This window comes from Rhodoplanes sp. P11, assembly GCF_964266735.1.
GTDB classification, from domain to species: Bacteria; Pseudomonadota; Alphaproteobacteria; order Rhizobiales; family Xanthobacteraceae; genus Rhodoplanes; species Rhodoplanes serenus.
Genome location: NZ_CAXWGY010000016.1, coordinates 191,457 through 203,706, shown reverse-complemented (window position 1 = coordinate 203,706; position 12,250 = coordinate 191,457). Strand labels below are relative to the sequence as shown.

The window sequence follows — 12,250 nt, the reverse complement described above, 5'->3', positions numbered from 1 at the left end:
TACGGCGAGCCGGAGCCGTCAGCCGCGCAGCATCCGCACCAGCACGTCGTCGCGGCGGACGAGGTGGTGATACAGCGCGGCGGCGACATGGACGAGCACCAGCGCGGCGATCATCCACCCGAACGAGCGGTGCAGCCCGAACAGCGCCTCCGAGAAGGCGCGATCCTGCGGCCAGATCGGCGGCAGCTCGAACAGCCAGAACACCAGGATTGGCGCCCGATAGGCCGAGGTGGCGATCCAGCCGACCAGCGGCTGCACGATGAGGAGCGCGTAGAGGATGCCGTGCACCGCCTGGGCGGCGGCACGCTGGCGGGCCGGAATGTCGCGCGGCAGCGGCGGCGGCGGCACCAGCATCCGGTAGGCGAAGCGGATCACCATCAGCAGCAGCAGCACGACGCCGAACGAGCGGTGCAGGTGGAAGGCGAGGTCCTGGGTCGGCCCCGGCTCGGCATTGGCCATGTAGATGCCGCCCGGGACGAGCGCGATGACGATGGCGGCGGTGATCCAGTGCAGCGCCCGGGCGGTCGCGGTGTAGCCGGGCGCGCCCCGCGCGGGCGTGGTGGTCGTGGCGGTCACGGTCGAGCTCCTCGCGCTTCGATCGGTTCGGCTCTGATCGGTTCGGCTCTGATCGTGGCCGCCTTCGCTGTCGCGGAGGACGACCGCCCGGTGCGTCGCGACGCCGCGCGGGGGGCGGGCGCGGGCTGCACGAGGCGATTGAGCCGGCGCCGCATCACAGGATAAAGTCGCGGTCGACGCAAGCCTCCGCGTGCCGCGCCTGGTGCCGGCCGCGCGGTCGCGTGCCGACCATGCCTCCGACTTGCACACTCGACCGCGCGACCGATCGCGCCACGGACCGCGCCCGATGCCCCGCATGCCAGCCGATCGGACCAGCCGTTGACTCCTTCGCGTTCCGCCCCAGACCAGCCGGTTGCCGACGATTGGTCGGAGGTGCCGCGGGCGCTGCGCGACGGCGGGCCGCTGCCGCCCGTCTGGGCGCCGCTGTTCGAGCCGCTGCGCCACGGCCGCGTCGACGATCTCGTGGTCATCGGCCAGATCGGCCAGTCGCTCGATGGCCGCATCGCCACCATCGGGGGGCGCCTTGAATACATCAACGGCGCCGCCGGCCTCGCCCATCTGCACCGCCTGCGCGCCGTGGTCGACGCCGTGGTGATCGGCATCGGCACGGCGCTCGCCGACGATCCGCTGCTCACCGTGCGGCATGTCGCCGGGCCCCATCCGGCCCGGGTGGTGATCGACCCCCGCGGCCGACTGCCCGGTGGCGCCCGCCTGCTCGCGGACGACGGCGCCCGCCGCCTCGTGGTGACCCGGTCGACCACCCGGGCGCGGCTGCCCGCCGGGGTCGAGCGGCTCGGCCTGCCGGAGACCGACGGGCGGCTGCATCCGGCCGCGATCCTCGGGGCGCTGGCGGCGGCGGGTCTGCGGCGGGTGCTGATCGAGGGCGGTGCCGACACCCTGTCGGGCTTCCTGGCGACCGGCTGCCTCGACCGGCTGCATGTGGTGGTGGCCCCCATCATCCTCGGCTCGGGGCGGCCCGGCTGCTCGCTGCCGGCCATCGGCCATGCCGACGAGGCGCTGCGGCCCAAGGTGCGCACGATGGCGCTCGGCGACGAGGTGCTGTTCGACTGCGACCTCTCGGGCCAGCGGCGGCCGCTCGGCCGGGCGAGAACCGCGCTCAAGTGAGGGCGCCACCGGCGCCCCGGCGTCCCCCTCAGCCGGGCTCGGCCGGGCGGGCGAAGAAGTCGAGATGGCCGACCTGGAGGGTCGAGCGGCCGGCCGCGCGCAGGATGCGGCGGCGGGTCGCCCAGCCCTCGATGGTCGACTCGGGGACGCCGACCAGCTCGCGCGCCGTGCCGGCGAGCGAGTCGAGCAGCTCCTGCTGGATCGGGTCGGTCGCCTCGATCAGCCAGTCGGCGGTGCCCTCGACCACGGTGTAGTCGAGCCGCTCGAACAGCCGCGCCGCCCGGCCGGCGGCGGCCGGGCCGAGGGCGGGGCCGAAGCCCTTGTCCATGCTCTGGTGGCGGTTGAAGGCCGAGACGATGAGGGCGTCGGCATCGTCGGCGGGGTCGAGCAGCACCCGCCCGTCGTAGGAGAGCGCCGCGTAGAAGGGCAGCCGGCGGGCGGCGATCTCGGTGACCAGCCGCTCCAGCCACTCCTCGGAGACGAGATCGAGAAAGGCCGAGGTGGTGACCAGATCGACCGGCCCGTCGAGCGCCGCCTCGAGGTCGTGTGCGAGGTCGACCGCCTGGGCGGTGATGCGGGTTTCGGGGCCGCCGTTCCCCTTGGCGCGGGCCAGCAGGCCGAGATCGTTGTCGACCAGCCGCCAGTGCTGATGGCGGGGCAGCGACGGGCCGAGCGCCCGCACGGTGGCGCCGGTGCCGCAGGCGAGATCGACCAGCGTGATCGAGGTGCCGCCGGCGAAGCGGGCCGCCACGGCCGCGAGCACGGCGGGATTGCGGGCCTGGCGGTCGTGCGGCTCGCGGCGGTCGAGCCAGTCGGCGGTGAAGGTGCTCACGGGGCGGCCTCGCGGCTGGCGGTGAGGCGGTCGATCGAATGGGCGAAAAGCCGGGCCGCCTCGGTCCAGTCCGGCAGTCCGGCGGCGGCCGCCCGGGCCGCCGCAGCGATCCGGGTCCGGGTCGCCTCGTCGGTGATCAGGGTCCGCAACGCCGCCGCCAGCGCGGTCGGGTCGTCGGGCGGAACCAGCAGGCCCGTGCCGGCCGGCACCGTGTCGGGAATCGCTCCGGCCGTGGTGCCGACCACCGGCAGACCGTAGGCGACCGCTTCCGAGAATGCCATCCCGTATCCCTCGAACCGCGACGCCAGCACGAACACGTCGCTTGCGGCGTAGAGCGCCGCGAGCCGGTCGTCCGGGACGGCTCCCGCGACGACAACGCGGTCGCCGAGCCCGAGGTCCACGATCTGGCGCGCGAGCGCCGCCGCCGTCGCCGGATCGCGGTCGGTGGCGCCCGCGATGGTCAGGCGCCAGTCGAGATCGGCGAGCCGCGCCAGCGCCGCGACCAGCACGTCGTAGCCCTTGCGGGGCACCACGGCGCCGACGGCGATGAGCGCCACCGGGCCGGCGCGCCGGCCGGTCGGCACGGCGCCGCTCGCGGGCGGCGGGGCGCCCCTTTCGGTGCCCGGCGGCACCACGGCGATGCGCCCCGTCGGGACGCCGTAATCGGCGGCGACGAGGCGGGCGGTCGCCGCACTGGTCACCACCACGCCGCGGGCGCTGGCGAGCGCGGTGCGCTCGCTGTCGCGCAGCCGGGCCGCCGCGGTGGCATCGAGGCCGCTCTCCAGAGCGAGCGGATGATGCACCAGGGCGATCACCGGCAGCCGGCGACAGGCTGTCGCGGCGAGCTCCGGCAGCACCCCGAAGGCGAGGCCGTCGATGACGGTCGCGGTGCCGGCGGGCAGCCGCTCGATGGCCGCGAGCGCCGCCATCCGGGTCGCCGCGTCCGGCCACGGAAAGCCCTCGCCGAGGTCGACGACGTCGACGCTGCGGCTGGCGGCGCGCAGCCCGGCGACGATGCGGCGGTCATAGGCGTAGCCGCCGGTCGGGGTGGCGAGATCGCCGGGCACGGCGAACGCCAGCCGTGGCGCCGACGGCGTGTGCCGCCCCGGCGGGGCGGCGCTCACCACAGCGGCGCCTCGTACCAGGCGCGGGCGACGTGGGATTCCGAGATGGTGACGCGGATGGCGGCGAGCGCCCGGCCGTCGCGGCCGAGATCGCCGGCGCGGGCCGCCGCGGCGAGCCGGTCGAAGATGTGGCGGGTGAGGAACTCGGTGGTGGTGTTCTGGCCGGCGAACTCCGGCAGGGCGTCGAGATTCTGGTAGTCGAGCGGCGCCAGCACGGCCTTCAGGGCCTCGTGGGCGCGGCCGATGTCGACCACGATGCCGTTCTCGTCCAGCGTCTCGGCCAAGATGGCGGCGTCGACCACGAAGGTCGCCCCGTGCAGCGCCTGCGCCGGGCCGAACACGGCTCCGCGGAACGAGTGGGCGATCATGATGTGGTGGCGGACTTCGACGGCGTACACGGGGCGGCCTCCTGTCGGTCAGGCGAGCAGGATAGCCGAAGTCGACGATGCGCAGACAAGACGAGACGTCGCTGCGCCGCCCTTCACCCGACTGTTTGCCCCGCCCTTTCCTCGCCCTCACCCATATTTTTTCTCGCCCCTCACCCCGACCCTCTCCTCGCGGGCGGGGAGAGGGAGGGCTGCCGCCGTGCGATGAGGGGCGAGAGGGAGAACCGCTACCGTGCGGTGAGCGGGGGAGAGGGAGAGCCGCCGCCGAGCGGTCGGGTCATCCAGCCTCTCGGCGTCTGTCGATGGTCACCTCTCCCCGCGGGCGGGGAGAGGTCGGCGAGCCGCGAAGCGGGGAGCCGGGTGAGGGGGCGGTGCCGTTCGTCAGCTTTCTGGCGGCCGCGCCGATGGCACCGACGGTAGGCTGTCGTCCGTCACGCGCCCGTCACGGACTCCTGGTCTCGCCCCTCACCCCGACCCTCTCCCCGCCTGCGGGGAGAGGGAGGGCTGCCGCCGTGCGATGAGCAGGGGAGCGGGAGAGCCGCTATCGTGCCGAAGCCTCTACTTGCCCATCCGCTTCTTGCGCTGGCCGAGGGTGCGCAGGCGCAGCGCGTTGAGCTTGATGAAGCCCTGGGCGTCATGCTGGTCGTAGGCGACGGCGCCCTCCTCGAAGGTGACCAGCTCCTGGTCGTAGAGCGAGTAGGGGCTCTCGCGGCCGACCACCGAGACGTTGCCCTTGTAGAGCTTGAGCCGCACCCGGCCGGTGACGAACTCCTGGCTCTTGTCGATGGCGGCTTGCAGCATCTCGCGCTCGGGCGCGAACCAGAACCCGTTGTAGACGAGCTCGGCGTATTTCGGCATCAGCTCGTCCTTGAGATGCGCGGCGCCGCGATCGAGCGTGATCTGCTCGATGCCGCGGTGGGCGGCGAGCAGGATGGTGCCGCCGGGCGTCTCGTACATGCCGCGCGACTTCATGCCGACATAGCGGTTCTCGACGAGATCCAGCCGGCCGATGCCGTTCTCGCGCCCGAGGTCGTTGAGCTTGGCCAGCAGCGCGGCCGGCGTGAGCTTGACGCCGTCCACCGCGACGGCGTCGCCGCGCTCGAAGTCGACCGTGATGAACGTCGCCCGGTCGGGCGCGTCCTCGGGATTGACGGTGCGGCTGTAGACGTAGTCCGGCACGTCCTGCGACGGGTCCTCCAGCACCTTGCCCTCGGAGGAGGTGTGCAGCAGGTTGGCGTCGGTCGAGAACGGCGCCTCGCCGCGCTTGTCCTTGGCGATCGGGATCTGGTGCTGCTCGGCGAACTCGATCAGCTTGGTGCGCGAGGTGAGGTCCCACTCGCGCCACGGCGCGATCACCTTCACGTCGGGCTTGAGCGCGTAGTAGGCGAGCTCGAAGCGGACCTGATCGTTGCCCTTGCCGGTGGCGCCGTGGCACACCGCGTCGGCCCCCACCTTCTCGGCGATCTCGATCTGCTTCTTGCCGATCAGCGGCCGCGCGATCGAGGTGCCGAGCAGGTACTGGCCCTCGTAGACCGCGTTGGCGCGGAACATCGGGAACACGTAGTCGCGGACGAACTCCTCGCGCAGATCCTCGATGAAGATGTTCTCCGGCTTGATGCCGAGCAGCAGCGCCTTGTGGCGCGCCGGCTCCAGCTCCTCGCCCTGGCCGAGATCGGCCGTGAAGGTCACCACCTCGCAGCCATAGGTGGTTTGCAGCCACTTCAGGATGATCGAGGTATCGAGGCCGCCCGAATAGGCCAGCACCACCTTCTTCACGTCGCTCTTCGCCATGCCCTCTCGGCCGCCCGGCCGCTCCTCGCTCGTCCGGCCGGGCGGGCCCGGCCGGTCTCGGCAGTTGAAAATCGCGGCGGACTATAGGCGCCGGGCGGCCCGGTGCAAGCCGAGCCCCGGCCCGGCAGCCATGCCGTGCAGAGGCCGGCGGCTGCGCGCCGCGATCCCGGTGCTCCGCCGGATGGCCCCCGGCGGTCCGGATGGTCGCGCCCGGACCGCGTGTCGCACCCGCCCGCACGGTTTCGTCCGATCGGCCTAGACGCCGAGCGTTCTTCCTTGTCGGCCAGGGTTCTCGGAACGGCGGCGGAGGCGATTGCGGCCGTGGTGCGACATTTGTAGCGGCGGTGCGGGACTGGCGCGGGGCGCGCATCTCCCTACCTCTGGCCGCAAGGACGACGGAGACGACGTTCAGACACAGGAGCCCGCCTTGCGCGACCGAGCCGCCTGATCGCCACCGCCGCGACCCGGACCCGGTGGGTCCGGTCAGCCGCTCTCATCCGCCGAGCCGAACCCAACGAGCCTGCCCATGACCGCTACGCCTGCCCGGCGCGGACGGACGCTCTCCGTCGCGCTGTCGATCGCCCTCGTCGCCGCTCAGGTCTCCGCCACCCTGGTCGCCGCGGCCCGCGCCGCCACGCCCGCGCCGCCCGACACGCGGCGCGACCAGGAGGGCATCGCGATCCGGCTCGACGAGCGCGAGGTCCGCTCGGCCGGCATCGCCACCACTTCCATCGAGCGGGAGCGCGGCGAGGTGGAGCTGTCGCTGCCCGGCACGGTGGCCATCCCGCCGCAGCAGCTCCGCGTCGTCGCGGCGCCGGCCGGCGGGCTGGTCGAGGCCATGCTGGTCGCCGCCGACGAGACCGTGACGGCCGGCCAGTCGATCGCCCGGCTGCGCTCGCCCGATCTCGTCGAGGCGCAGCGCCAGTATCTCGCGGCGCTCGCCGACGAGGCGCTGGCGACCGATCGGTTGCGCCGCACCCGCCTCTTGTGGGAAGGCCGCGTCACCCCCGAGCGCGAGCTGCGCATCGCCGAGACCGAAGCCTCGCATGCCAAGTCGCGGCTCGACGAGCGCTCGCAGATCCTCGGCCTGATGGAGATGTCGGAGGCCGACATCGAGGCGCTGCGCAACAGCCGCCGCATCGTCAGCGCGGTGACGATCCACGCCCCGATGGCCGGCACGGTGGTGTCGCGCAACGCCAATCCGGGCCAGCGCGTCGAGGCGGCGGCGCCGGTGTTCACCATCGCCCGCCTGGAGCCCCTGTGGGTCAACATCCAGGTGCCGGCCGCGCGCCTCCCTGCCGTCGATGTCGGCGACGCCGTGGTGCTGCCGGCCTATGGGGTGCAGGGGCGGATCATCCGCATCGGTCGCACCGTCGACCAGAACACCCAGTCGGCCGTGGCGGTCGCCGAGATCTCCTCGGGCGGCGGCCTGGTGCGGCCGGGCCTCGCGGTGGCCGCGACGATCCGCATCGGCCAGAACGGAACGCCGCAGTGGTCGGTGCCGGCCTCGGCGGTGGTGCGCCATCGAGATCGCTCCTGGGTGTTCGTCCGCGAGGAGAACGGCTTCCGGGCCCGGCCCGTGCAGGTGATCGCCGAGGCCGGCGGCCGCGCGTCGGTGCGCGCCAACCTGGCGGAGACCGATCGCGTCGCTGACCGCGGCATCCTGGCGCTGCTCGCCGAGCTCGCCGCCGTCGACCAGGACTGACCGATGCTCGCCCGTCTCGTCGATCTCGCGCTCCGTCAGCGCCTGCTGGTCATCATCGGGGCGATCGCCCTCGCCGTGTGGGGCGCCACCGCCTATCAGCGCCTCTCCATCGACGCATTCCCGGACGTCGCGCCCGTGCAGGTGCTCGTCTCCATGCGGGCGCCCGGCCTCACCCCGGAGGAGCTGGAGAGCCGCGTCACCACGCCGATCGAGCTGGCGGTGCGCGGCATCCCCAACCTGGTGCGCATGCGCTCGACCACCCGCTACGCGGTGGCGCTCATGACCTTCGAGTTCGCCGAGGGCACCGATATCTTCTGGGCCCGCGCCCAGGTGAACGAGCGCTTGCAGGAGGTGCGTGACCAGCTTCCCGCCGATGCGGATGGCGGCCTCGCCCCGATCGTGACGCCGCTCGCCGAGATGGTGATGTTCACCATCGAGTCGGAGACCCTCGACCCCAAGGAGAAGCGCAGCCTGATCGACTGGACGATCCGGCCGTCGCTGCGCGGCCTGCCCGGCGTCGCCGACGTCAACGTGCTCGGCGGCTTCGTGCGCACCTTCGAGGTGATGCCGTCGCCGACCGCCATGGCGGCCCGCGGCATCACCACCGAGATGCTCGAGGATGCGATCTCCGAGAACAACCGCAACGACGGCGCCGGCCGCATCCGCACCGGCGAGGAGGCGCTGCTGGTGCGCTCGGAGGGCCGCATCCGCACCCTGGAGGATATTCGCAACACCATCGTGGCGGTGCGCGGCGGCTCGGTGGTGCGGGTCGGCGACGTCGCCGACGTGCGCCACGGCTCGCTCGCCCGCAACGGCGTCGTCACCGCCGATGCCGAGGGCGAGACCGTGTGGGCCATGGTGCTCGGCCTGCGCGGCGCCAATGCCCGCACCGTGGTGGACGGCGTGAAGAAGCGGTTCGCCGAGCTGGAGCCGCGGCTGCCGGACGGTGCCAAGATCGTCATCTTCTACGATCGTAGCGAGCTGATCGGCAAGGCGGTGTGGACGGTCCAGAAGGTGCTGCTGGAAGCGATCCTGCTGGTCGTCGTCATGCTGCTCCTGTTCCTCGGCAATCTGCGCTCCGCCCTGGTGGTGTCGCTGATCCTGCCGCTGGCAGTGCTGACCACCTTCGGGATGATGCGCCTGTTCGGCATGTCGGCCAACATCATGTCGCTCGGCGGCCTGGCCATCGCCATCGGCCTTTTGGTCGACTGCGCCGTAGTGGTGGTCGAGAATGTCGAGCATCGCCTCGCCCATGCCGGCTCGCGCGATCTGCCGACGCGGCTGCGGCTGACCCTGGAGGCGACCCGCGAGGTGGCGGTGCCGCTGGTCTCCGGCGTCGTCATCATCATCATGGTGTTCGCGCCGCTGTTGTCGCTCGAAGGGCTGGAGGGCCGGCTGTTCAGCCCGGTCGCCATCACCATCGTGGTGGCGCTGATCGCGGCGCTCGTGCTGTCGCTCACCGTGGTGCCGGTGATGTCGGCGCTGCTGCTCAAGCCGACCAGCCACGCCGAGCCCTGGCTGATGCGCAAGCTGCACGCCGTCTACGATCCGACGCTCGCCTTCGTGATGCGCCGGCCCGCCGTGGTGTTCGCCGCGGTGGCGATCGGCATCGCGGTGGTCGCGGTGGTGTTCCCGCGCATCGGCGGCACCTTCATGCCGGTGATGGACGAGGGCACGCCGGTGGTCACCATCCGCAAGTTCCCCACCATCTCGGTCGACGAGGCGGCACAGACCGATCTGCGCATCCAGCAGGCGCTGATGACCGAGATCCCGGAGATCAAGCGGGTGATGGCGCGCGCCGGCGCCGACGAGCTCGGCATCGATCCGGTCGGCCTCAACGAGACCGACATGTTCATGACGCTCGCCCCGAAGGAGACCTGGCGCGGACCCGACATGCGTTGGTTCCTCGGCGAGCTGCGGCGGGTGCTCGACGGCATCCCGGGCATCGACTACGCGCTGACGCAGCCGATCGACATGCGGGTGCAGGAGATGATCATCGGGGCGCGCGGCGACGTCGTCGTCAAGGTGTTCGGCGACGACATCGCCACCCTCAACCGGGTCGCCCGCGACGTCGCCGGCGCGATCCGCTCGATGGCCGGCGCGACCGACGTGTTCGCGCTGCGCAACGCCGGGATGCGCTACTTCACGGTCGAGGTGGACCGCGCCCAGGCGGGCCGCTTCGGGCTGAACGCCGAGCAGGTGCAGGAGGCGCTACGGGTGTGGGTCGACGGCCGCCGGGTCGGCCTGGTGCTGGAAGGGCAGGTGCGCACCCCGCTGGTGATCCGCGGCGAGGAGCGCCTGCGCGCCTCGGCGGCCGATCTCGCTCGCGTGCCGATCGTGCTGCCGGGCGGCGGCACCGTGGAGCTCGCCCAGGTCGCCGCCATCCGGATCGAGGACGGCCCCATCCAGGTCATCCGCGAGGACGGCCAGCGCTTCGCCACCGTGCTGGCCAATGTGCGCGGCCGCGATCTCGTCGGCTTCGTCACCGACGCCAAGGCCTCCGTGGCCGAGAAGGTGGAGATGCCGAAGGGCTACGGGCTCGTGTGGGGCGGCCAGTTCGAGAACCAGCAGCGCGCCTCGGCGCGGCTGATGATCGTGGTGCCGATCGCGCTCGGCGGCATCTTCCTGCTGCTCTATCTCACCTTCGGGTCGTTCCGCCAGGCCACGCTCGTGTTCTGCAACGTGCCGTTCGCCACCATCGGCGGGGTGATCGCGCTGTGGGCTTCGGGCGAGTTCCTGTCGGTGCCCTCGTCGGTCGGCTTCATCGCCCTGATGGGTATCGCGGTGCTCAACGGCGTGGTGCTGGTGTCCTACATCAACGAGGTGTGCGGGCGCGGCACGCTGCCGTTCCGCGAGGCCGTGATGGAAGGGACGCGGCGGCGACTGCGGCCGGTCAGCCTGACGGCGTCGATCGCGGCGCTCGGCCTGGTGCCGTTCCTGTTCGCCGACGGGCCGGGCGCGGAGATCCAGCGGCCGCTCGCCATCGTGGTGATCGGCGGCCTCGTCACCGCGACGGCGCTGACCCTCTTGATGCTGCCGATCCTCTACGACCGCTTCGCGCTGCCGCGGGCGGAGCGGCGGCGGCTCGACGAGGAGGGCGCCGCGGTGGCGGCGGCCGCGGCGGCGAGCGCTCATGGCGAGCCTCATGGTTCCGCGCCGGTGTCGCCGCCGGCTGCGGCGATGAAGCCGCCCGCCGAGGTGCCGGCCGCCCCGGCGTGACGATGGCGGTTCTGCTATAGTCCCCCCGGATCACACCGGGGGGACTTGCGCGACATGCCGGATCGCGACCTGCTCATCGGCCGCCTGCCGAAATGCGAGCTGCACATCCACATCGAGGGCTCGCTGGAGCCCGACATGATGGTGGCGCTCGCCCGCCGCAACAACGTGACGCTGCCGTGGGACTCGGTCGAGGCGGTGCGCCGCGCCTATCGGTTCGGCTCGCTCCAGGACTTTCTCGACGTCTACTATGTCGGCATGTCGGTGCTGGTGACCGAGCAGGACTTCTACGATCTCGCCACCGCCTATCTACGCCGGGCGCACGCCGACAATGTCGTGCATGTCGAGATGTTCTTCGATCCGCAGGGCCACACCAGCCGGGGCGTCGCGTTCGACACGGTCGTGAACGGGCTGCATCGGGCGTGCCGCGATGCGCGGGAGACTCTCGGCCTGTCGGCGAGCCTGATCATGTGCTTCCTGCGCCATCTCGACGAGCGGGATGCCGAGCGCACCCTCGATGCGGCACTGGCGCATCGCGAGCGCATCGTCGGGGTCGGTCTCGATTCCTCCGAGCAGGGGCACCCGCCGGAGAAATTCCGGCGGGTGTTCGCCCGTGCCCGCGACGCCGGCTTCCACCTCTTCGCCCATGCGGGCGAGGAGGGCCCGCCCGCCTATGTGTGGCAGGCGCTCGACGTGCTCGGCGTCCGTCGCGTCGACCACGGCAACCGCGCCGTCGAGGACGAGGCGCTGGTGGCGCGGCTCGCCCGCGACCGGGTGCCGCTGACCATGTGCCCGCTGTCCAACCTGCGGCTGCGGGTCATCGACGATCTCGTCCATCATCCGCTGCGGCGAATGACCGACAAGGGCGTCGCCGTGACGGTGAACTCCGACGACCCCGCCTATTTCGGCGGCTATGTGAACGACAATTTCCGCGCCGTCGCGGCGTCGCTCGATCTGGCGCCCGCCGAGATCGTGGCGCTCGCCCGCACCAGCTTCGAGGCCGCCATGATGTCCGCGGAGGAGCGTGCCCGCGCGCTCGAGCGCTTCGAGGTGGCGGTGCGCGAGGCGGGGTGACGGTCGCGCCGTCGCCGGAGACCCGGTTACTTGCCGCCGAAGGCGTCGCGGAACGAGTCGAACTTCGACGTCGTGTTGGTCTTGATCTCCTGCTTGCGGGCCGGGTCGCAGGTGACGACGCCCTTGTCGATCATCTGCTGGGTGCGGTTGTCGATGGAGAACTCGCGACAGTTCCCCATGTTATCGACCTTCACCCACATGCGGCCGTGGCGGCGGGACTCCTCGCTCGGCGGCTCGGCCTCGCCGAGCAGGCGCGCGCTGGGGGGATGCAGGCCGAAGTGGCGCGCCCCGATCTCGTAGAGCAGCAAGGTGAGGGCCGCCAGACCGGCCGCGATGGCCAGGACGACGGCGACGCCGCGATTTGCGTGGTGAACCTTGATCATCGTCTCACCCCGGGGCAGGGTGCGACCATCCGGTTAAG

The 12,250-nt window shown here is 72.2% G+C and carries 10 protein-coding genes; 4 read left to right on the top strand and 6 right to left on the bottom strand.

Translation table 11 applies throughout. The features are described 5' to 3' along the window. Positions 1-18: 18 nt before the first annotated feature. Positions 19-576, bottom strand: a complete 558-nt coding sequence (locus tag ACFQUV_RS12715; protein ID WP_170300597.1) for a cytochrome b — start codon at positions 574-576, stop codon at positions 19-21. 318 nt (positions 577-894) lie between these two features. On the opposite strand from ACFQUV_RS12715, the gene ACFQUV_RS12710 reads away from it, so the two are divergent. Beyond that, the gene (locus tag ACFQUV_RS12710; protein ID WP_129611451.1) at positions 895-1,701 is read left to right on the top strand and encodes a RibD family protein; all 807 of its coding nucleotides are present in this window, start codon (positions 895-897) and stop codon (positions 1,699-1,701) included. Positions 1,702-1,729: 28 nt separating this feature from the next. On the opposite strand, the gene ACFQUV_RS12705 is transcribed toward ACFQUV_RS12710, so the two are convergent. The 4 genes from ACFQUV_RS12705 to ACFQUV_RS12690 all read right to left on the bottom strand — a co-directional run bounded on the left by ACFQUV_RS12705 (position 1,730) and on the right by ACFQUV_RS12690 (position 5,834). Then, on the bottom strand, positions 1,730-2,533 hold the full coding sequence (locus tag ACFQUV_RS12705) for a class I SAM-dependent methyltransferase (RefSeq protein ID WP_129611450.1): 804 nt from the start codon (positions 2,531-2,533) through the stop codon (positions 1,730-1,732). Next, positions 2,530-3,657 (bottom strand): glycosyltransferase family 4 protein, encoded by a 1,128-nt coding sequence (locus ACFQUV_RS12700; protein ID WP_129611449.1) that lies wholly within the window; start codon positions 3,655-3,657, stop codon positions 2,530-2,532. The genes ACFQUV_RS12705 and ACFQUV_RS12700 overlap by 4 nt, the downstream gene beginning before the upstream one ends. Then, a complete protein-coding gene (locus ACFQUV_RS12695) occupies positions 3,654-4,055 on the bottom strand; it encodes a 6-carboxytetrahydropterin synthase (protein ID WP_129611448.1) in 402 nt (133 codons plus the stop codon). Before ACFQUV_RS12695 ends, ACFQUV_RS12700 begins: the two co-directional genes overlap by 4 nt. Positions 4,056-4,601: 546 nt before the next feature. Then, entirely contained in the window at positions 4,602-5,834 is a 1,233-nt protein-coding gene (locus ACFQUV_RS12690; RefSeq protein WP_129607500.1) for an argininosuccinate synthase, read from the bottom strand. Positions 5,835-6,360: 526 nt separating this feature from the next. Here ACFQUV_RS12690 and ACFQUV_RS12685 point away from each other — a divergent pair. From ACFQUV_RS12685 to ACFQUV_RS12675, 3 genes are read left to right on the top strand one after another with little or no spacing between them, the layout of a single operon-like run. Beyond that, entirely contained in the window at positions 6,361-7,539 is a 1,179-nt protein-coding gene (locus ACFQUV_RS12685) for an efflux RND transporter periplasmic adaptor subunit (protein WP_129607498.1), read from the top strand. 3 nt (positions 7,540-7,542) lie between these two features. Then, on the top strand, positions 7,543-10,758 hold the full coding sequence (locus ACFQUV_RS12680) for an efflux RND transporter permease subunit (protein WP_129607497.1): 3,216 nt from the start codon (positions 7,543-7,545) through the stop codon (positions 10,756-10,758). A 54-nt stretch (positions 10,759-10,812) separates the two neighbouring features. Beyond that, on the top strand, positions 10,813-11,829 hold the full coding sequence (locus ACFQUV_RS12675; protein ID WP_129607496.1) for an adenosine deaminase: 1,017 nt from the start codon (positions 10,813-10,815) through the stop codon (positions 11,827-11,829). Positions 11,830-11,855: 26 nt separating this feature from the next. Here the strand turns inward: ACFQUV_RS12675 and ACFQUV_RS12670 are convergent, their stop codons facing one another. After that, on the bottom strand, positions 11,856-12,212 hold the full coding sequence (locus ACFQUV_RS12670; protein WP_129607495.1) for a hypothetical protein: 357 nt from the start codon (positions 12,210-12,212) through the stop codon (positions 11,856-11,858). Positions 12,213-12,250: the final 38 nt, after the last annotated feature.